The following is a 20,161-nucleotide window of genomic DNA, read 5'->3' as shown; positions in this document are numbered from 1 at the left end:
CTTGGAGACAATCAGTAAAAAGGACTGGATTTTTTCACTTCTTTTAAGCCTTACTGTTTCACTTTTAACAGTGGGGGTACTAGGGAGTTAGGATCGTTATGTGGTAGTTTAATCATGTATAGGAAGGGGTTCATAGGAGTCGAGAAAAAAAGAAAGAAAATGACTATGTTCCATGTCTTTAGTAAATCAGAAACCTCTGCTCCGAACAGGTCAGAGGTTTATCTGTGCTTATGAATAGACTTCCTTGGTGAATAAAGATAAAATCATAGTTTAACAGCCTGAAGATCTTGGAAATTATACTCAAAGGTCTTTAAATAATAGAAAAAATAGAAGAAGGTGTTTAAACATGTTACATAATCCAAAAGGGAAAGAGAGAATTGGGCTCGCATTTCTTCTCGGAATGCTTGGTATTTTAGGGCCATTAAACATCGATATGTATCTTCCCAGCTTTCCGGGGATCGCATCCGATTTAGAAACAAACGCGTCACTAGTTCAGCTCAGCTTAACGACCTGTTTAATTGGACTTGCCGTCGGGCAAATCGTCGTTGGCCCTATCAGTGACTCGCAGGGGAGGAAGAAACCACTACTCATTTTCCTTTCCCTCTTCGCAGTCGCGTCCCTTTTTTGTGCGCTTGCGCCTAATATCATTGTGCTCGTCATCGCTCGTTTTCTCCAAGGCTTCACGGCTTCTGCGGGTGTCGTCCTTTCACGAGCCGTAGTGCGTGATGTGTTTTCGGGAAGGGAATTGACCAAGTTCTTCGCCTTACTCATGGTGATTAATGCGACTGCTCCGATGATTGCACCGATGACAGGGGGAGCAATTTTGCTTTTACCATTCGCCACATGGGAGACGATCTTCTTCTTTTTAAGTATCGTAGGGGTAATAATCGTTTTAACAGTGGCAGGAAAATTACCGGAGACTCTTCCAATAGAAAAACGGATTCCGAGCTCTGTAAAAGAATCGATCCTTACCATTGGCCGCCTGCTGAAAGACCGCTCATTTATCGGTTACGCCCTGACTATCGGTTTTGTCCATGGGGGTAGCTTCGCTTATGTATCTGGAACACCTTTCGTTTATCAGGGAATCTACAACGTATCTCCTCAGGTATTTAGTGTCTTATTCGGTATTAATGGCCTGGCGATAATTACAGGAAGCTTTTTAGTAGGGCGTCTAGGAGGTATCTTCCACGAAAGAAGTTTGCTTCGGAGCGCTGTCCTGATCGCTGTAAGTGCCACAGGTTTCCTACTAGTGATGACAATCATTGAAGGGCCGCTGTATTCCATAGTTATCCCTATCTTTATTTATATGACAGCGATGGGAATGGTTTTAACAAGTACGTTTACCCTGGCGATGGAGCATCAAGGCCACAGAGCAGGGAGTGCCAGTGCCGTGCTGGGGATGCTGCCCTTGTTATTTGGCGCCGCTGTCTCTCCATTGGTCGGTCTTAATGAAACGACTGCTGTACCAATGGGGGCTATTTTGTTTGTGACGGCATCAATTGGAGCTACTTTATTTTTTACTATGACGGAAAAAAGAGAGCATGCACATGCATGATTGATATTTCTTCTTTAGCCCAAGGAAGCATAAAATACGGTGACTGCCCTTGCTTCGCTATCATTTAAATAGAGCGGGGCTGATCCGTTATTATTCCCCAAATCAAAACATAGTCTTTAACAATAGGCTCAAATCTTAAGTTCTTTCCGAGAAGAATGAAACGAAAAGTATTTTTCTTCGTACATATTATATGAATGATATAAAATTGGAGCGGAAATTAATATGGACCAACAATATTTTGTAGGTTGGGGAACCTTGGCTTTGATAAATGCAGCGCTTGCTCAAGGAAAGAATAGAACGGGACTAAACTGGTTTTTGCTTTCTCTAGTATTGGGCCCATTATCGACACTTCTACTATTGTTTGTTGAAAAGAGAAAGTAGAGCGTAAATGGAAAGTCAATCTAGAGATGTTTTGTTTGAAATATCGTTGGGCTTACCTTTAATGAGTTCATGAGCAAAAAGAGTTTAATGGTGACAATGATTCCGTTCAATCGTACTTATGGTTAAAAACAGATAAAAGAAATGTAAAAAAAATGAAATGAATATGAGGAGGTTTTTATATGAACGTAGGCGTCATTTATGGAAGTACAAGATCTCAAGGGAATACAGAGAGGTTAACCGAAGAAGTGATTAAAAGCTTACCTGACGTAACTAAAATTGACCTTAAGACGTATCAATTTAAGGATATTATTGATCAAAGGCATGATGAAAAGGGATTTTCCCCTGTAGAAGATGAATATGATCAAATGATAGATCAAATCCTTGATTGTGAGGTTTTGATTTTTGCTACTCCGATTTATTGGTATGGCATGACGAGTGTGATGAAACGTTTTATCGATCGGTGGTCTCAAACGGTAAGAGATAAAAATTATCCAAACTTTAAAGAGAAAATGAGTCAGAAACAAGCCTACATTATTGCAGTTGGAGGAGATAATCCCCATGTGAAAGGACTACCGCTTGTTCAGCAATTTATGTACATTTGTCAGTTCATTGGATTGAATTATAAGGGATATGTCCTAGGAGAAGGAGTTAAACCTAATGATATTTTAAATGACAAGAAAGCTTTGGAAGATGCGCAAAAGCTAGGAGAATGGTTAAGTTCCCAAACGAAATCCAGAAGGCAAAAAAATAACGGAAAGAAGTATTGATTTTTACAATCAGCTTGGACCTGAAGGTAAGATCTCTTCATCTGGTTGGGCAGAAGGCGAACACCCTAAATATCCGGAAGGTGTCACTGACAATACGCATTCTCAAGAAAAAGGTGCGAGCAAATGGCTGAACTGGTTGCAGAAGAGATATACCGATTAAAGATTCCCTATCTTCACAGCCATCTATCAAAAGAATTAAAGATGAATTTTTGTTATTAGGGTGTATATACAAAGGTTATTTTAATGATCTGATGCGACTCTAAACAAAGAGTCGCATCTTTTTTCTATAGTGGAAAATTGATACTGTATTAGATTTGAAACAATTAAAATTCTCATAGAATGTCCATGGTGTTTTGTCATAACCCCGACATTGTACAATCAACGAAAAATAGTAAATGACAGGGTTCTTTTAATGTAAGATTCTTAAAGGTAAGCGCATGCCAATTTTGGATCTATTTTAGCCTATGAGGGCTTTGACGAGATGTGTTCGTATCATGGACGTTCAAGCACGGTGGCCAGCATACGGTGGACAACCTCGTGATCACGCAGATCGTGCAAGCGGTACTCTTTACCTGGTAGAGTGTACCACTCCTCAGCGCCAACATAAGTAATGGTTAGCGAGAGTATACCATTGTCATCACAAATGGTGCGCAGTTCGAGATCCCCGCTTATCACGCCGACCTCAGTAGTCATGACACCATGGGTTGCGGTGAAGGTCGTTGATTTCTCTTCCATTCGAATGGCCCCCTTCTGTTGTTGGGTGAATGTGTTGCAAGTACTGCCGGTCAGCCGTTGACAGCCCTTGCAGACGTACGAAAAAACTTAGTATTGGCAAGTGTTGAGCATGCTTTGGAGCGCGGATTTCTCAGATGGTTGCAGTGTCAGATCCCAACTATACTTCGTTTTTATCCACCATTTCGCGTAACCGCAGTGGGAGCTGTAACGTGGTGGTTGCCAGGTCGAAGGATCCTGGTCGCCCTTGGAGCGGTTGGTGCTGTAGGTGACTGCGATCAATTGTGGACCATTGAGATCGTTGGCGAAATCCTCGCGCTTCTGCGTGGACCAGTTGCTGGCCCCGGAACGCCATGCTTCAGCTAAAGGGACGATGTGATCGATGTCGAGATCGGAGGGCGAATACACGGTGACCCCGTCATAGTAACTGTACCATTTACCTGATGTCACTGGGCAATCTCCGGAATAGTAGTCGGCGTCACGCTGGAGCACCAACTGGCGGGTGTCACAGCCATTACCCTGATAATCCCAATGCGGGAACTTGTCGCGGGAATAGCCGCTCATAGAGCCTTCGGGCCTCACAGTCAGCGTGTCTAACTGAGATTGGGCGGCAGACTTGGACGGTGTCTCAGGTGGAAACGCAGAGGCCGTTGGTACATCAAATTGGTAGCCGGCAAAGAACAGGACCAATGCAAAGATAAACATCAATGATTTCTTAAACATAGAAAATCCTCCTCTATTTATTTTATACCAACATCTCTTTTCCTTTAATGAATGAGATGCTAATACCAAAGGAATGCTTTCATTCAGCTCGGAATGGGAAAGGGGAGGCTTCATAAGTTTTGAACCTCTTTGAAATGTAATTGAGATTAATAGTCTCTTTATAAAGAGGGAGTACAAAGAGTAAAAATTAAAAATGTATTTCCACTTGTAATGGTAACATGGATTAGTTTTCCTGTTAGTTAATAAAATGTAAATCGTGGATAATTTTAAAGGTGGTTCATGGGGTGAGATTTATTATGAGGAAGTTATTATTACTCTTAGCCTTTTGTATTGTTCCTTTAATGGCATGCCCATCTCAAATGAAGAAATAGAATGGTTATGGAGGATTAAATGAAAACGATATGCTTTCGATTAACCAAGAAGAAGCGATATCAGCTTGTGAACAAGTGATGGAAAATGCAAAAGGATCAAGCCAAGCTGTGGATGTAATGAAAGAAACCCCTGATCACGATATAATGATTCGTTATGAAAAGGGTGGTACCCAAGGTTTACATCTTCTGCTTGGAAATGCAGGGGAAGAAAGCATACTCTTGTATACCGGTCATGAAACAAATGGTTTTATTGTGGCTCCTAAAGATCCAAACGAAATAAGAAAGTTATTAAATGTTTAATAAAAGCTTATTCAGGAATCGGAAACCGTGGTGGATATAAATATAGTAAATTCAGGGAAGGGGGCGTGAATTTATGTATGGTGCAGAGCCTGTCTTTTTGCCAAAATTGACATTGTGGGTAGTTATGATTTTATTATTTTGGTTAGCATTTAATAAAATAATGAGAAAGTGGCTAAATGTAGAGAGAAATAATTTTTTTTCATATAACCATGTTAACGAAAAACATAAAAAAATCGATTGGACTATTAGAATTATTACAATGATCAGTCTTTTGTTAACTATTCCTATAAGCTTTACGCAAAATTTTTGGCTTATACAACCGTGGTTTTTAATCATTATTTTTGTGGTTGTTTCTGAAACGGTTAGAGCAGTTATGGAACGAAAATATGCAGAAAATCCTAATGCTTATAAGTTCACAATTAGTCAAATAATATTTGTTCTCCTATTGTTTTTTACATTATTACAAACTGATCTTTTTGGATTAGTATAAGTGATGAGAAAGTAAACATTATGAAAGTAACGTGTGATGAAGCTTAAAAACAAAGATGATCGTCCTTTTTGGGTTTAAGTTAAAATAACATGTTCTAAATATTTGTTTATCAGCACAAATGGTCTCCAAATTATGTTAAAAATTCCACGTTACCAGCAGATATTGAAATGAGGGTGTAACTTGGATTTTCTAACGGAAAAAGTCATATATATTTTTTTATTTATTTTAGTTATCCATACCATTGAAACCCTGGCTTATGCCGTACGGTTATCTGGAGCGCGAGTAGGGTTAATTGCATCTGCTTTGTCTTTATTTAATTTAATGGTGATTGTTTCAAGAATGGCTAATATGATGCAGCAACCCTTTACAGGGAGTTTGGTTGATACAGCTCCAGGCTGAAATACTCTATCTTTTGTAGAAAACCAGTATAGGGGTATTATCGGTGCTTCTACGATAGGCACGATAGTAGGCATTATTTTATTACCGACTTTTGTGGCGCTATTTTCAAGGTCTATTATCCATCTTTCCAAACAAGGTGGATCGGTCCCTTCATTATTTAGGACCATTTTTTCACTGGACTACATGAAACGTGGCTTAAATCAGATGCATTTTCCGAATAGAACGTATTTAAAAGGTTTTTCATTCGCTCATATTCCCAAAAGATTATTTTTGATAAATATGATTGTAACGGTTATTTATACAATAGGGGGTTTATCAGCTTTGTATGCGGCTCTTTTAACCCCGGAAAGAGCTTCTACTGCCATAATGGCGTCGGGGTTAATCAATGGAATCGCTACTATTTTGCTGGTTGTGTTTGTAGATCCGAGAATTTCAGTGATGGCAGATGACGTCATTAATAAGCGAGGGGATTATTTAACATTAAAGAATGTGTCGCTTATGATGATCACTTCGCGGTTGCTAGGGACAATACTGGCTCAATTTCTGTTTATTCCAGGTGCCACATACATTGCGTGGTTCACTAAATTTATCGTTTGAAACAGGAATTTATTCAGCTGGCAGTTGTAGAAGTTCTACTTATGACATAGGAAGGATCGTATTAGGTTGTATTTATTTTTCTCTATCCTTTTATCAGCTTTACTAGGTTGGGAACTAATGATGGCTGGACCACTATTTGGAGGAATTATGGCATTTGGAATAATCACTGGCTGCTTATTTAGAGGCCTTTATCTTTTAAATAAATTGGTCGCAGAGTTAAACGACAAGGACTGAATGATGTATAGTTGTAATATTGAACAGGTATCGACTTGTTAATTAAGTATCTCGATTTCTCGAGAAACGAGGGTGGAGCTGAAAATCAATGAAACGATTTTCAGCTTTTCTTTTTATCTAGGGCATGGCAGAAGATCAGAAGATACACTTGAAACCTTTGGGGAAAGGAGAGGGATGGGAAGAGGGAAGCAGTTAGAAATAAATGCGACCCATTAACAATGATTATTGTGGATGGTAACGGTGATTTCCTAGTCCTCCATTCCCATCACGAAAAGGATGAATGGGTCGAATTGAGTATGAACCATGCCCGCTTTTATGAAGAACGAAAGCGATCCTTTCCACTTTTTTAGACATGTATTTAATACGGAAGGTCACTATATTATTCCTTATGTATTAACGATCGATTCTATCTTTTCCCTCTATATCCATCAGCAAATCTTCGAGAAACGGTAGACCTTCATTATCCCCATTCACACTCACCACTTTCGATCCAATCAAGTTAGCAAAATGGAGGGTTTTCTTGAGTGGCCAATCATGAATGAGGCCATACAGAATGCCGGCGTTAAAACCGTCTCCAGCACCCACGGTGTCGACGACCTGGCTCGGCGGGATCGGAGGAGATTCGATGGTTTCTCCCTCATGATAACCGACTGAACCTGCTGCACCTTTCTTGAGGGCAACATAAGAGATCCCCAGCTCTTTGGCTTGCTCGATGATCTCGTCTGTATCCTCTGTCCCCAGGATGATTTCCATTTCTTCTTTGCCGGCAAGAAGAATATCAACGTCTGGTAAGAGTTCGGCAAGATGGGTTCGGGCTTTTTCCTCCGTCCATAGTTTCAAGCGGATATTCGGATCAAAAGACACCTTCACGTGATGTTTCTTCGCAAGCGCGATTGCTTGTTTTATAATGGGGATGTTGTGTTCTGCATCCACGCCAGGCAATAACCCCGTGAGGTGTAAAATTTTGCTCCTCTTGATGTAATTCTCATTGACATCCTCTGTCGAAAGAGCTAAGAATGGGGAAGGGTGGCGGTAGTAGGTAGTGTTAATCCGTCCATCCCCTCGGAATTCCTTGAAGTTCAGGGAAGTCGGATAGTTTTTCGTAAAGGTAACTTCGGAGACATCCACGCCTTCGCCTCGAGCAAAATGGTGGATGAAGCGGCCGAATTCATCTTTTCCCAACGCACTGATCCAGCCGGACTGAAGCCCGAGCCGGGCACAGCCAATCGCTGTGTTCAGCTCAGCACCTCCAACTTTTTTCTCAAACGTGGAGACAAACCGCATCGGCCCATGGGTGGTTGGATTGAAGGCAACCATCGCGTCGCCCATCGTAATCACATCCATTATCGCTGACCTCCTTTAGGTTTCTCCAAGTAATGAAGCTCGTCGTCCTGTCCTAATATTACACGATCGGCTAACTCAACAAATAACCCTGTTTCCACAACACCTACCAGCTGAATCAGTGTGTTATGAAGTTCAGCAGGATCAGTAATCAGTGGAAACTGACAGTCTAGAATATAGTTGCCATTATCCGAAATAAACGGCTGATTTTCTTTGTCCCTTAATGTGATGTGGGCGCCCAAGTGGGAAATTCTTTTGGCGGTGACTTCCCAGCCAAACGGAAGGACCTCCACAGGCAGCGGCCGGTTTCCAAGCTGAGCCACTCTTTTCGATTGATCTGCAATAATGATCACTCGTTTGGAAGCTGTGTTGACAATCTTTTCTCTGACGAGCGACCCACCGCCTCCTTTAAGCAGGTGAAGGTTCGCATCGATTTCATCTGCCCCATCAATGGCGAGGTCAAGTTCCTGTATCTCGTGAAAAGTTGTGAGCGGAATCCCGAGATTCTTCGCCCAGCTTTCTGTCCGTTTAGAAGAAGGGATACCTTTGACGTTTAATCCTTGCTTTACTTGTTCACTAAGTTTCTTAAGAGCCCAATACACCGTAGAGCCGGACCCTAATCCGAGTGTCATTCCATCCTCGATATAATTAACGGCGTTCTCGCCAGCTGCTTTTTTGCCACGATCATTTGCTGTGATCAATTTTTCATAATAGGTTTGTTCGGACATTAAGTTCTCCTCACTTTCGGTGTAACTAGGCGTGAACGACATCCTTATTCACAAGATAAGCTGGCTCTTTGCCGGATAAAGCATCGGCCACGTTCTGTGCGGTTTTCTGTTTTAATTCGAGTTCTGATTCCACCGAATAGTAGGCAGAATGGGGGGTAATGATGACATTCGGCATGGACAGCAAAGGATTGTCCTTTGCCATTGGTTCCGTTTCCAGTACGTCGAGACCGGCACCGGCAATTTCATTCGCTTCAAGAGCACGGATTAATGCGGGTTCATCAATTACCGCCCCCCGTGAGGTATTGATAATATAGGCACTTTCTTTCATCGCTCTAAATTGTTCATCACTGACCATGCCTTTCGTGTGTTTGTTCAGCGGCGGATGAACGGAGATGTAATCAGATAAAGCACACAATTGTTGTAGGTCGACCAACTTCACCCCTAATTCTTTCGCTAAGTCATTGGATACAAACGGATCATAAGCGAGAATCTCTAATCCAAACGCTTTTGCTTTGAGAGCGAGTCTCTGTGGAATGTTGCCGAATCCAATTAACCCGAGTGTTTGACCGTGAAGTCGGTAAATCGGTTTGGCTACTTTTGAATCCCATCTGCCATTTTGGACCGATTCGTTTAACTGGACCACTTTCCTTGCACAAGCCATTAGGAGAGCAAACGCATGGTTGGATACTTCATCCAGGGAATAATCGGTCACATTCGTTACCATAATGCCTTTTTCAGTAGCGGCGGGAACATCAATCGTATCAAAGCCCACACCGTAACGGGCAACAATTTTACAGGTAGCTAACTGGTCGATCACCTTTTTCGAGATCGGGGCATACTGACAGATGATACCGTCGACTCCGTGGGCAGCTTCGATGACATCTTCTTCGGTGCGGCACTGGGCCGTAATCACTTCGGCACCTGCCGTTTCCAGCACTTTTTTTTCCGGCTCTAACGTACTGTAAGTATAATCAGCAATTAAGACTTTGAATTTACTCATGATCATCTCTCCTCTTTGGTATGTATCAGTTTTCTCTGGCGATATTGAGCAGGGGGAAGTTGATCCAGAGAATAAAATCGCAGAGTTTATTATCCTTATTTATCTATCATTTCCGGGCTCAGCTTCATGTTCCCATCTTCCACATTATAAACCTTTGCTTGCATTCTGTTGTAAGCGGATACAAAAGAGCCCGAGTTGAGAGAGCTTTTTCTCAATGTGGTTAACCCAGCCTGCGATTCTCTGTCATATAGACGTTTGATTCGACTACTGTTTAATTTTGAAATTTTGAAAAAATATTTCTTCTTAGTTAGTATTATACATAAAGAATTTTTCTTGTAAATGTAGAAAGGGCTAAAATTATTCGGTGCTTCCCCAGACTACGATTATATATTAGGGAGGTTTGCAGCTATTTGGGACTTGGAGGGAATACAAATTTTGTGGAATGTCAGGTACACGAGCCTATTAGATCAAAGAAAGAAGGTGGATTTAAAAAAGCAGGGTCCTCAGTGGCCCTGCTTTTTTAAATGAAAGACATTATTCCGCTGGAAGGGTTATTGTAAAACGGCTGAGGTCTTTAAAACGCTGCGGTCCACCCTGCATCTGCTACGATAACAGTCCCATTTACGAAGCTCGATTCATCAGAAGCTAAAAAGAGGGCAACCTGTGCAATTTCTTCTGCTTCCCCCGTTCTCGGCATTACACTTTGTACTGCTTTCGTACGCTCCACACCGAATTCGTTAATATTTTTTATAGAGGAGCCAATATTTGTTTGAACTCCCCCTGGTGCAATGGCGTTACAGCGAATTCCTTTGTTTGCATACATGTACCCAGTGTTCTTCGTAAGCCCCATTACTGCGTGTTTGGAGGCTCCATAAGCTGCGCCGGCATGAGCCCCATTCAATCCACCAGTTGACGCGATATTAATAATCACTCCTTTTCCTTGATCTAAAAAGATTGGGATCGCCCTGCGCATGGAACGCATGACTCCTTTTGTATTAATATCAAACAGTAAATCCCATTTTTCGTCACTAATATCTCCTACCGGTTCAAACCCGTCCATAATTCCTGCATTATTCACTAAAATATCCAACCTTCCAAATTCATGGACTGCTGTATCAATCATATGTTCGATATCATGTAAGGTTGCGGCGTTCATTTGAACAGCTTTAGCCGATCCCCCTTGGCTGGTAATCTCTTCTGTAACCTTGTGGGCCCCTTCTTTATTTAGGTCAGCTACTATGACTTTTGCTCCTTCCTTCGCATAGAGTTCGGCAATGGATTTTCCCATGCCTGACGCTGCCCCTGTGACAACAGCCACTTTATCTTGTAATTTCATTAGAAGAATCCCCTCCTATTTAGTCGTTTACTCATACTGGTTTTAAAAATCCGCTGTTACAACCGATTGTTACCAATAGGCATAGTTAAGAAGTAGTCTAAATGATCGTTTAATAATGAAACGAGATCACTATTTTTTTCATTTTCCAGCCATTTTTCTACAGATACACGAAAAGAAGCCATATAGATGGCGACAAGGAATCTTATCTCGTTAACATTGGCATTCTCAAGGCGGGAGTAAAGCGCGTCACAAATGGCTGGCTCAGATTCCAACAGGCTATAGAGAAACATTGAAGAGATAGAAGGGGTTTGCATGGCCACTTGATAACGAATCTGAAGATTGGACCGCTGTTTCTGATACTCAATAGCCAGGGACTCAAAGACCTCTCTAAGAGCAACGTGTGGTAATGCTGTTGTTTCTATTTGATTCAGCGAACGAATTCCGTCCCTTTGCGCTTTACGAATGAACCCTAAGAGCACGTCCTCCTTGGAAGCAAAATAGCGAAAGAAAGTACGGGAAGACATCATTACTGCATCGGCAATGTTCTGGATAGAGGTTTGCTCATATCCCTTTTCATGGAAGAGCCGAAGTGCTGCTTCTTCAATATCTGCTTTAGCCTGATGCTTCTTACGTTCCCTCAAGCTGGTTGTTTTTTTTTCTTCATGTTGAGAAGGTTTACTGTCACTCATTTAAAAAATTCCTCCGTTGACTTTTGTCATACACTGACATTATACTCGATGTAAACGTACATAACAAGTTGAGGTTATTTGAATACAAGGTCGATGTTGTACGTTGATCTGTTTTTTTGAGATGGGGAGTTGATGATGACTAACCTTATCCCTGCACCCATACTAAACCATTTTATTTTTTGAGAGGAAGGTCGACATGAAAAATTCGGAGCAAGTCGTACCCAATGAAGTATTAGGCTTACTTAGTGGTGAAAGCGTCGAAAATCCCTTTCCATTATTAGCGAAATTGAGAGCGATTGGATCTGTTGTTCCTATACCGAACCCGTTAGGAGAGAGGGATCGTCAAGCCTGGATGGTTACCCAAATGGACGTGGCCATGCAAGTGATCAAAGATCATGCTCGCTTTACTGTGGATCCGAGCTCGATTGATGGAAGAAATATCAGGGGGAACTTTGTAAGCCATGATGATTCTTCTGCTCCATCTACTTTTTTTACCGGAAAATCCATGCTCTTTGTCGATGAACCCGATCACAGACGGCTTCGGAAGCTGGTGTCGAAAGCTTTTACACCAAGATATGTGGAAAGCTTACGCCCACGCGTTCAAGAGATTGCTGACGAATTACTGGATCAGGTTCAAGAACAAGGGAAGATGGATATTGTGAAGGACTATGCCTATCCATTGCCGATCAACGTGATTTCTGAAATGCTCGGGATCCCACAATCTGACCGGAAACAGCTTCAAGTATGGTCGGGGGCTATTGCCCAAGGAATAGGCTGGGGCAGACAAGAGCCGGAGGTCGCAAAGCATTTACGAGATTTCGGAGAATATACAGCTAAACTTGTGGATGACAAGCGACATAACCCTGCCGATGATTTGATCAGCCAGTTGATCGCAGTGGGGGAAGATGAAGATCAACTTACCGAAGAGGAACTCATATCGATGATTACTCTCTTGATCTTTGCAGGTCATGAAACAACATCGAACCTCATTGCTACTGGCACTTTCATGCTACTCGATCATCCAAAGCAATTAAAAAAGCTTAAGGCTGACATTGGTCTGGTCCCTTCCGCCGTCGAAGAATTGCTGCGCTACAATGGTCCTGCCACAAGCGTAGGCCCACGCTTTGCCACCGAAGATGTGGAGCTTGCTGGACAGCAGATCAAAAAAGGGGATATGCTCCTTGTTTTAGTGAAATCGGCCATTCGAGATGAGGGCAAGTTTGACCAGTCGGAGGATCTGGATATTACGCGAAAGATCAATCGTCATCTCGCTTTTGGCCACGGCATCCATATGTGTTTGGGAGCTCCATTAGCCCGCATGGAAGGAGAGATTGCGTTTTCCACACTGCTAAGACGCATGCCCGACTTGCAACTTGGCATTCCTAAGGAGGACGTCAGTTGGCAGTTCACGCTGTCTACACAGGGATTAGATTCTCTGCCCGTCAAATTTTAGGTAGGGAGGCTATTTGTCCAACTTACGATCTTCATATTTAACTAAATAAAAGGTGAAGCGACCATCACTTACCAATTTTATGGGTGATAGTCGCTTTTTTTGTAAACAGAATCTCTTCATAGTAAAAGAGGGGAGGGCTTAAAAAAGGATCGTCTACATTAAATGGAGGTATGGAAGAGGGGCTTCTCTTGTGAAATACAGGAAGCATTTTAGGCTTTATAAAAGAACCAGGTGATCATTCACCTGATTCTTATCATATTAGGATATTTAATTTTAATCTGTTTTTTTCTGCGAGATTCATGTTTTCTCTCTTCTCTACATAAACGTCAAAAAACAAGCCGTTAATTTTGTAAGGGTTCTTCAGTATCTACCCAATTTTGCGACCATTTTTCTAATTCCTTCATAAGAGGTTCTAATGCTAATCCTTTTTCTGTCAATGAATATTCGATTCGAATAGGGGTTTCCGGAAACACTTCGCGTTTTACAATTCCTTCGTTCTCTAAATGCTTTAATCTATCCGATAAGAGTCTTCCACTAATTCCAATAGATGATTCAATGGTACAAAAACGTTGCGGACCTGAAAGCAACTGGTAAATAACCAAGCCTGTCCAACGTTTACTTAAGATGCCCATAGCCTTTTCAAACTTAGGACAGAGTTGAGATGTATTCATACTTTACCACTCCTCTTCAGCTATTTTACCACAATCATACAAATGGTAACAAAATTACTTAATATAATTTTGTATATTGACATAAGTAGATTATTTTATTAAACTTACTTACGAAAAGTAATTAAGTTGGGAGTTATAGAAATCTTGGCTTTAATAAACTAGATAAAGGAGTGGTTAAGAATGAGCAAACACGAGACAGGAGCTTTCATTCTAAGAGTCATATTAGGAGTTATATTTTTTGTTCATGGCTTAGATAAATTCCAAGCAGGTATTGGAAACACTGTCGGATTTTTCGACTCCATGGGGATCCCCGGATTTCTTGCTTATTTTGTAGCGACAATTGAGCTTGTTGGCGGGATTGCGATGATTTTGGGGATAGGAACAAAGGTGGTTGCCTATCTATTTTCCATTATTATGCTGGGGGCCATTTTTACAGTTAAACTTTCTGCTGGCTTTCTGGATGGATATGAATTCGACCTTGCGTTACTAGGCATGTCTATTTATGTAGCGCTTTCTAATAATACAGCTCTCTCATTGGATAAGGCCATGTTTTCCTCGAATCAAGATTCGAACGAAAAGGCATCCTAAAGAGAGGTTATCAAAAAAAGGTGAATGGGATCTTTGTAACGTGTGAAAAAGCAATAAACAGAATTTGAAGGGATGCCTAATATCTGTTACAGATATTAGGCATTTTCTGAAAATCGGAAAAATAGACGAGGAGGAGTTTCGGTGTCCTTTCATCGTAAACCCATAACATTTGTAAATCATGTGAAAATTCAAGTGCAAAATTTAGAACGCTCCCTTCACTTTTATCAAGAGGTAATAGGGTTGAAGGTTCTAAAGAAAACCACTAATATAGCGAAGTTAACAGCCGATGGGGAAAATTGCATCCTCTCCCTGGAGGGGCAGGAAAATGCATCACCAAAGCAGAGAGGGACAACAGGATTATATCACTTTGCTCTCCTGGTACCACGCCGTTCAGATTTAGCCAATATTGTACGTCATTTTAGGACAAAGGGGATTCAAATGGGTTCTTCTGACCACCTTGTAGGTGAAGCTCTTTATTTAAATGATCCGGAGGGAAATGGGATTGAGGTTTATGTGGACCGTAATCCTTCAGAATGGAAGTGGAAAAATGGCGAGGTCGCTATGACAGTCGATCCGTTAGATTTTTCAGATCTTCTTCGGACAGGGAACTTGGAAGAATCATGGAAAGGTCTTCCTCCTGGTACTATTATGGGCCATATACATTTACATGTTTCTCAATTAGAAGAAGCAGAGGAATTTTACACAAGAGGCCTCGGATTTGAAGTGGTGAATCGATTTGGTGAGCAGGCTATTTTCATCTCAGCAGGTGATTATCATCATCATATTGGCTTAAATACGTGGGCTGGTATTGGAGCTCCTGCACCTCCAATAAATAGCGTAGGATTGAAATCGTTTACAGTGATTTTGCCCGATGAGGAATATAGAAAAAATGTGGTCACTCGTTTAGAGATGATGGGGGCAACTGTAACAAAGGAGAATGGAGTTTTTATGACTGCGGATCCATCTGGAAACGGTATTCACCTAGCTGTTTGAAAGGAAATAAGAGAAAGACTTGATCCAAAGTTTCAAGTTAATGAGGCAACAAAAGTGGCCATGGCATTTTTTATCCAACATTAAATCACCGTATTTTCTTCATGTGAAGGGGCGATAGCTACTAGTGGCTATCGCTTATTGTGTTTAGGCGGAAGATCATTATGACTTCTATATTTATGAAGGTACAGAAGGGGATCCTCACATTTTTACATATAAAAGAGGCCTGGAGGTGGAGGATAACCTCCAGAGGCTCTAGGTGTGTGATTCTTTTAAAGAAATTAGTGATTTACTGCATGATAGGAGTTGATCAATCCGTGCTCAAAGTATGATCCTGTTCCGTTAATAGGGTCGGCAGTTTGCTCGATAGCTGTACGGATTTCAGTGTTTGAACGTCCTTGTGAGGCAAGCAAACCGGCTAGTCCGGCGACATGAGGGGAAGCCATGGATGTCCCAGAGTAACTGTCATATTTTCCTCTTAGTACTGTCGACACAATATCTACTCCAGGAGCTGTCACATCGACCCACGAACCGTAGTTAGAGAAATAGGCAACTTTATTGTTAGAGTCCACAGCACCTACGGCAATCACGTTCTCATAAGACGCCGGTTCAAATGTTGTAGAAACGCCGTCGTTTCCAGCAGCAGCTACAACGACAGAACCGCTATTCCATGCATAATTGACCGCATCTTCAAGAGTTTGGGAATCACAGTCACATCCAAGAGACATATTGATAACTTCAGCGCCTGCATCAGCCGAATAGCGAATGGCATCAGCGATATCATTAAGGGATCCACTACCATTTGCTCCTAATGCTCGGACGGCTAGAACCTTCGTTTCTGGGGCCATTCCCGCTACACCTGTAGCGTTATTGGTTTCAGCCGCGGCTGTACCAGCTACGTGGGTGCCGTGACCGTTTAAATCTTTAGGGTCGTTATCATTTTGAGCAAAGTCATAGCCAAGAATCGTTTTATCATTCAAATCAGGGTGATCATAGTACACACCCGTATCAATGACTGCAATTTCTTGACTACTATCCCCAAAGGTCATATCCCAAGCGGCAGGAGTAGATGTATTTTGAGGTCCGTATTGATCGCTGTATAACGTGTCATCTGGGGTGAAAGCCGCGTTAAATGTATAGTTAGGCTCTGCGTATTCCACATTAGGGTTGTTCTTTAATGCCTTCAACACAGCATCCACATTTCCAACTTTAAGTACTTTAAGTTGAGTCTTGACAACGTTGCTATGGTCATCAACAACAGTAGCGCCTAACTGATTCAACTCTTTTCCAGACAGAGATTTTCCTGGTTTCATAGTGACAACCAGTTCACCTTTTTGAACGTTTTTAGCTTCCGTCGATGAATCGACTCTGTGATTACTATCAATTTGAGGGGCGGCAAAGGTTTGTCCTGCAGATGGTAAAATGGCTATAGAAACAGCAAGTGACAATGTGGCAAGGCTTTTAAATTTCAAATTCTACTCCTCCTTCATTAGTATATTTTAAGTATTCTGAAAATACTGTCTATTATCCTGTTATTTAAGTGTTGGGAAATTAACTGACTATAAGGTGTCCTAAAAGGTGGTTTCTTCCGATGACTTTCCCAAGTTTCGGCCATCATCTATCCGTGCAGAGCTAAAATATAGGAATGGAAACAGCTAGGATCGTTGTAGAGTAGGCTTAATGAGGGGGTAACATTTTTAAATGAATCGAAATAAAGAGAGAAGGACGGGACGTGTTAATTACACGGCCTTCCTTTTCTCTTGGGTCACTGGTTTGGATCGAATGGTATTCAATAGAACACTGAAAAGTGCCACTACTAAAATGATTATTATACCGGACAATGAATGGTAAGAGGTAGTTATTCGAGGGTCCAGTAATTGGAAAACGAAAGTGAATAGGGGGATAAATGAAAGGGACATCATTACAAAAAAGCTTTCAGAATATTGGATTCCTACCTGTAAGAAATATAGGGGGAGGGTGACACCTATGAGAGATACCATGAGAATCCATAACCAATGTTCAGATAGGTGTTGCGTCATACTCCCTTGTTGTATGGAAAGGAATAAGGATAAGAACACAATTGCATAAAATCTATGAGCCAATATTTTGGAAGAACTCCATTGAGCTACGCTTAGTCGCTTAGAAAAGATAGCGGCTAATGCTGCGCAGAATCCACATAGTATAGAAGAGAGCAATCCTAACAAGGCAACGGGGGCAGATTCAAACTCTATTCCTGAACTTCCATGCAGGGTGCTGAAAACCAAAAAAAGACTGCCTATGAATGCTCCCAATCCTAAAAGGAGGTCTAATCTATTGATTTTGCTGCCATATAATATTCTAATGATGGCCAAGGAAGAAAGCGGTCCAATCCCTATTTCAATAGCTCCAACAATGGCAGGTTCTATGTACTTAAGGGCAAAGTAGAAGCTCATAAATGTCCCTGCTGTACTAAGGTTAATCCCAACTATATCTTTTAAAAGTTTTTTATCCTTTGTCCGCTCCTGAGTGGAGTGGATTAGTTGGACTCCATGGAAAAATAAAGCCGTAATAAGAAAGCTAATAAAAGTGAAGAAGAAGGGACTCGTTCCCTGGACTCTGTTGGAATAAAAAACATTACTACCGGAAGTTAACAATGCGGAAACTATTAGAAAAATAGTTCCAATCAAAGTGTAGTTTTTAACTTGTGACAAGGGTATCCTCCTTGCTGTAGCATTTTCCTTTTTATGTATATTGTTGCAATTCTATATTTGTAAGGCTTTGTTGTCAACGCTTTTTTAGTCCTTTTATTAAGACATCAAATCCTTCAAAAAAGGGGCTTATCTATAGCGAAGATAAGCTTTTTTGTCTGAATGCTGAATTCGATTTGTAATCATTGGAATGGGGTACAGTAAAAAGGACATTACCATTCATTATTGTGGTATTAAACGGTGAAGGAACCGAAGAGATTTTTCGATACTTTTAATGGAAGCATGAAAAGTTAGGTTCGTTTGCTTTTTTCCAGGGTAGATAATAGAAGTAATTCAAACTCATTAGAATAGATTGGTGATCGTATGGGGTTCTTTTACTATATTAAGAAATATTTTAAAATGTCGAGACGTCAGCGGAAGAGTGAATTAAAAGCAACCCTTTGGTTTATGCCTCTTTGGTATATCGTTGGAGCGATCGGCTTATCCGCTTTTACCTTTTATCTTGATTATGTGGTGGATGTCAGCTTATATCTGCCAGCCGCGGTCGGTTTTAGCGGACAGACCCTGCAGGTGCTTTTGAGTGCATTGGTAGGAGGGGTCTTGACCTTAAGCGCTTTTACAATTAACTCGCTGCTCGTCGCCTTGACGACGTTTAGCGGGCAGTTTTCTTCCAAAATGCTTGTGAACTTCGTTAGTGACCGAGCGACCCAGCACGTACTCGGTATTTTTAACGGCAGTTTTATTTATGTGCTCTTAAATTTCTTATACGTGACACATGAAGAAGAGGAGTATATCGTTGCGACACCTGTCTTATCCATTCTGACAGCTATTACGGCTGCTGTGACCTTTATTTATTTTATCAACCATACAACCACTTGGATGCAGGTTCATAATATCAGTTTCAATATGAATGCTAAGTCAAAATGGGTGCAGGCATCTTTAGAAAAAGAATTAAAGCCTTATCATCTTGAGAGGGAGGTAGTGAGCGAATCCTTCCCCCCAGAGACTGATGGAAAGATTATAAAAAGCAGCCAATCTGGTTATCTTCAAGTCGCTGACTTTTCAAGGCTGATTAAACAGGCGAATCGAGACAACAGCCTCCTGAGATTCGAGGTCAAAATTGGAGAATTTATTGTAGAAGGTGCACCTGTGCTTACTTATTGGGAATACGGGCAAACCGTTAATCCCGAGCGCTACTCCAAGTTCCTGGAGATCGGGGTTAAACAGACAGAAATTCAAGACCTGGAGTATGGGCTAATTAAGCTTGCGGAAGTGGCCATCAAGGCTTTAGGTCATAATGACCCTCTCACGGTTACGAATACGATTCATCAGATTGCTGATTTGTTGAAAAGCATTGGCCAGTCTACGAATTTCTCTCCCTATCTTTTTGATCAGGAACAGGAGCTTCGAATTATATTGAAACAAAAGGATTTTCGCTATTACCTTCATAAAGGATTTGCCTCCATTCGTGAGTATGCGAACCGGAACTCGACCGTTATGGTTGAACTTTTAACGATGGTATCCTTATTGAGTAAAACGATGGATCAGGAGGTACACGACGACCTATGGGAATTTGCGCACCAGACTATTTTAGGGTTTGATAAGGATAGCTTGTATGAAAATGATTGCCTGTATATATTAGAGCAATTATCCGAGCTTGCTAAAAATACAGGTAATCAGAAGGATTATCTATTTCTGCTTGAATATATGCTGCAGCGAGTCAGTACGAAAAGTGCCTCAAAGATGCCGTTTTCACCTTAAGCGATCCTGAGCATGAATGGCCATGCGGAATGGAGTTTTTTTATTTCTTCGGCGATCGGAGCGGGACCCCTATATAGGAGTGATGGAAATTTAATATTCTATGATCTTCTATATATGAAAAACAACTATTGGAATAAAGACACGATTTACATCTAACATTGTAAATAACCGTATGAGAAAAGAAAACGCGATCATTAAGGTAATCATATTAGAAAACTTCCTGATAGGGTATCCGGAAGTCATTTTTCTCAATGGCTTGTGTGCGAACAGGCTGGCGAATGTCAGCCTGTTTTTTGATGCGGATGGATTGAAGCGATCATGGGGTGGAGGATGTAAACAAAAATAATAAGAGAGCTGCTGCTTCCTAA

Annotated in this window: 18 protein-coding genes and 1 pseudogene; 9 read left to right on the top strand and 10 right to left on the bottom strand. The window is 41.3% G+C overall.

Features of this window, described 5'->3' with window-relative positions:
- The first annotated feature begins 346 nt into the window (after nucleotides 1-346).
- The gene (locus BLW54_RS15295; RefSeq protein WP_074735619.1) at nucleotides 347-1,555 is read left to right on the top strand and encodes a Bcr/CflA family efflux MFS transporter; all 1,209 of its coding nucleotides are present in this window, start codon (nucleotides 347-349) and stop codon (nucleotides 1,553-1,555) included.
- A gap of 560 nt (nucleotides 1,556-2,115) precedes the next feature.
- The gene (locus BLW54_RS15290) at nucleotides 2,116-2,703 is read left to right on the top strand and encodes a flavodoxin family protein (RefSeq protein ID WP_074735617.1); all 588 of its coding nucleotides are present in this window, start codon (nucleotides 2,116-2,118) and stop codon (nucleotides 2,701-2,703) included.
- 492 nt (nucleotides 2,704-3,195) lie between these two features.
- Here BLW54_RS15290 and BLW54_RS15285 read toward each other — a convergent pair whose 3' ends face one another.
- Entirely contained in the window at nucleotides 3,196-3,438 is a 243-nt protein-coding gene (locus BLW54_RS15285; protein ID WP_035510434.1) for a hypothetical protein, read from the bottom strand.
- 87 nt (nucleotides 3,439-3,525) lie between these two features.
- Nucleotides 3,526-4,158: an HNH endonuclease family protein gene (locus tag BLW54_RS15280; protein ID WP_074735615.1), complete on the bottom strand. Its 633-nt coding sequence runs from the start codon at nucleotides 4,156-4,158 to the stop codon at nucleotides 3,526-3,528.
- A gap of 401 nt (nucleotides 4,159-4,559) precedes the next feature.
- Between BLW54_RS15280 and BLW54_RS15275 the strand changes: the two genes are divergently transcribed.
- From BLW54_RS15275 to BLW54_RS15265, 3 genes and pseudogenes are all read left to right on the top strand, one after another.
- On the top strand, nucleotides 4,560-4,829 hold the full coding sequence (locus BLW54_RS15275) for a hypothetical protein (protein ID WP_074735613.1): 270 nt from the start codon (nucleotides 4,560-4,562) through the stop codon (nucleotides 4,827-4,829).
- A gap of 73 nt (nucleotides 4,830-4,902) precedes the next feature.
- Nucleotides 4,903-5,319: a DUF4181 domain-containing protein gene (locus BLW54_RS15270; protein ID WP_074735610.1), complete on the top strand. Its 417-nt coding sequence runs from the start codon at nucleotides 4,903-4,905 to the stop codon at nucleotides 5,317-5,319.
- Between the two features lie 180 nt (nucleotides 5,320-5,499).
- Nucleotides 5,500-6,315: pseudogene (locus BLW54_RS15265) on the top strand (lipid II flippase Amj family protein).
- A 627-nt stretch (nucleotides 6,316-6,942) separates the two neighbouring features.
- Here BLW54_RS15265 and BLW54_RS15260 read toward each other — a convergent pair.
- The 5 genes from BLW54_RS15260 to BLW54_RS15240 form a co-directional block, all read right to left on the bottom strand.
- Nucleotides 6,943-7,893: a sugar kinase gene (locus tag BLW54_RS15260; protein ID WP_035510438.1), complete on the bottom strand. Its 951-nt coding sequence runs from the start codon at nucleotides 7,891-7,893 to the stop codon at nucleotides 6,943-6,945.
- Complete coding sequence (gene rpiA / locus BLW54_RS15255) at nucleotides 7,893-8,618, bottom strand: ribose-5-phosphate isomerase RpiA (protein WP_051744207.1); 726 nt, start codon at nucleotides 8,616-8,618, stop codon at nucleotides 7,893-7,895. The genes BLW54_RS15260 and rpiA overlap by 1 nt, the downstream gene beginning before the upstream one ends.
- A 25-nt stretch (nucleotides 8,619-8,643) precedes the next feature.
- Nucleotides 8,644-9,618: a C-terminal binding protein gene (locus tag BLW54_RS15250; RefSeq protein ID WP_074735608.1), complete on the bottom strand. Its 975-nt coding sequence runs from the start codon at nucleotides 9,616-9,618 to the stop codon at nucleotides 8,644-8,646.
- 574 nt (nucleotides 9,619-10,192) lie between these two features.
- Nucleotides 10,193-10,954 carry an SDR family oxidoreductase gene (locus BLW54_RS15245; RefSeq protein ID WP_074735606.1) on the bottom strand — a complete coding sequence of 254 codons (762 nt, stop codon included), beginning with the start codon at nucleotides 10,952-10,954 and terminating at the stop codon, nucleotides 10,193-10,195.
- A 56-nt stretch (nucleotides 10,955-11,010) separates the two neighbouring features.
- The gene (locus BLW54_RS15240; protein WP_244153526.1) at nucleotides 11,011-11,643 is read right to left on the bottom strand and encodes a TetR/AcrR family transcriptional regulator; all 633 of its coding nucleotides are present in this window, start codon (nucleotides 11,641-11,643) and stop codon (nucleotides 11,011-11,013) included.
- A gap of 196 nt (nucleotides 11,644-11,839) precedes the next feature.
- Between BLW54_RS15240 and BLW54_RS15235 the strand changes: the two genes are divergently transcribed.
- A complete protein-coding gene (locus BLW54_RS15235) occupies nucleotides 11,840-13,096 on the top strand; it encodes a cytochrome P450 family protein (protein ID WP_074735604.1) in 1,257 nt (418 codons plus the stop codon).
- Nucleotides 13,097-13,437: 341 nt separating this feature from the next.
- On the opposite strand, the gene BLW54_RS15230 is transcribed toward BLW54_RS15235, so the two are convergent.
- Nucleotides 13,438-13,767, bottom strand: coding sequence for a winged helix-turn-helix transcriptional regulator (locus tag BLW54_RS15230; RefSeq protein WP_035510444.1), 330 nt, complete (start codon nucleotides 13,765-13,767; stop codon nucleotides 13,438-13,440).
- 180 nt (nucleotides 13,768-13,947) lie between these two features.
- Between BLW54_RS15230 and BLW54_RS15225 the strand changes: the two genes are divergently transcribed.
- Together BLW54_RS15225 and BLW54_RS15220 are read left to right on the top strand one after the other, a co-directional pair.
- On the top strand, nucleotides 13,948-14,355 hold the full coding sequence (locus tag BLW54_RS15225) for a DoxX family protein (protein ID WP_035510445.1): 408 nt from the start codon (nucleotides 13,948-13,950) through the stop codon (nucleotides 14,353-14,355).
- 141 nt (nucleotides 14,356-14,496) lie between these two features.
- Nucleotides 14,497-15,348 carry a VOC family protein gene (locus BLW54_RS15220; protein ID WP_074735602.1) on the top strand — a complete coding sequence of 284 codons (852 nt, stop codon included), beginning with the start codon at nucleotides 14,497-14,499 and terminating at the stop codon, nucleotides 15,346-15,348.
- Nucleotides 15,349-15,626: 278 nt separating this feature from the next.
- On the opposite strand, the gene BLW54_RS15215 is transcribed toward BLW54_RS15220, so the two are convergent.
- Both BLW54_RS15215 and BLW54_RS15210 read right to left on the bottom strand, forming a co-directional pair.
- A complete protein-coding gene (locus BLW54_RS15215) occupies nucleotides 15,627-16,817 on the bottom strand; it encodes a S8 family peptidase (protein ID WP_074735600.1) in 1,191 nt (396 codons plus the stop codon).
- 267 nt (nucleotides 16,818-17,084) lie between these two features.
- The gene (locus BLW54_RS15210) at nucleotides 17,085-18,035 is read right to left on the bottom strand and encodes a DMT family transporter (RefSeq protein WP_083391550.1); all 951 of its coding nucleotides are present in this window, start codon (nucleotides 18,033-18,035) and stop codon (nucleotides 17,085-17,087) included.
- A 396-nt stretch (nucleotides 18,036-18,431) separates the two neighbouring features.
- On the opposite strand from BLW54_RS15210, the gene BLW54_RS15205 reads away from it, so the two are divergent.
- Nucleotides 18,432-19,793, top strand: coding sequence for a DUF2254 domain-containing protein (locus BLW54_RS15205; protein ID WP_167358826.1), 1,362 nt, complete (start codon nucleotides 18,432-18,434; stop codon nucleotides 19,791-19,793).
- The last annotated feature ends 368 nt before the right edge of the window (nucleotides 19,794-20,161 follow it).

The organism is Halobacillus karajensis, assembly GCF_900108515.1.
GTDB classification, from domain to species: domain Bacteria; phylum Bacillota; class Bacilli; order Bacillales; family Halobacillaceae; genus Halobacillus; species Halobacillus karajensis.
The sequence above is the reverse complement of the archived record's forward strand: the minus strand, read 5'-3'. Positions and strand labels throughout refer to the sequence as shown.

Coding starts and splice junctions, on each gene's coding strand:
- BLW54_RS15275 (WP_074735613.1), top strand. CDS start 4,560: ATGCTTTCGATTAACCAAGAAGAAGCGATATCAGCTTGTGAACAAGTG.
- BLW54_RS15270 (WP_074735610.1), top strand. CDS start 4,903: ATGTATGGTGCAGAGCCTGTCTTTTTGCCAAAATTGACATTGTGGGTA.
- BLW54_RS15260 (WP_035510438.1), bottom strand. CDS start 7,893: ATGGATGTGATTACGATGGGCGACGCGATGGTTGCCTTCAATCCAACC.
- BLW54_RS15250 (WP_074735608.1), bottom strand. CDS start 9,618: ATGAGTAAATTCAAAGTCTTAATTGCTGATTATACTTACAGTACGTTA.
- BLW54_RS15285 (WP_035510434.1), bottom strand. CDS start 3,438: ATGGAAGAGAAATCAACGACCTTCACCGCAACCCATGGTGTCATGACT.
- BLW54_RS15205 (WP_167358826.1), top strand. CDS start 18,432: ATGTCGAGACGTCAGCGGAAGAGTGAATTAAAAGCAACCCTTTGGTTT.
- BLW54_RS15225 (WP_035510445.1), top strand. CDS start 13,948: ATGAGCAAACACGAGACAGGAGCTTTCATTCTAAGAGTCATATTAGGA.
- rpiA (WP_051744207.1), bottom strand. CDS start 8,618: ATGTCCGAACAAACCTATTATGAAAAATTGATCACAGCAAATGATCGT.
- BLW54_RS15240 (WP_244153526.1), bottom strand. CDS start 11,643: ATGAGTGACAGTAAACCTTCTCAACATGAAGAAAAAAAAACAACCAGC.
- BLW54_RS15295 (WP_074735619.1), top strand. CDS start 347: ATGTTACATAATCCAAAAGGGAAAGAGAGAATTGGGCTCGCATTTCTT.
- BLW54_RS15280 (WP_074735615.1), bottom strand. CDS start 4,158: ATGTTTAAGAAATCATTGATGTTTATCTTTGCATTGGTCCTGTTCTTT.
- BLW54_RS15230 (WP_035510444.1), bottom strand. CDS start 13,767: ATGAATACATCTCAACTCTGTCCTAAGTTTGAAAAGGCTATGGGCATC.
- BLW54_RS15235 (WP_074735604.1), top strand. CDS start 11,840: ATGAAAAATTCGGAGCAAGTCGTACCCAATGAAGTATTAGGCTTACTT.
- BLW54_RS15290 (WP_074735617.1), top strand. CDS start 2,116: ATGAACGTAGGCGTCATTTATGGAAGTACAAGATCTCAAGGGAATACA.
- BLW54_RS15245 (WP_074735606.1), bottom strand. CDS start 10,954: ATGAAATTACAAGATAAAGTGGCTGTTGTCACAGGGGCAGCGTCAGGC.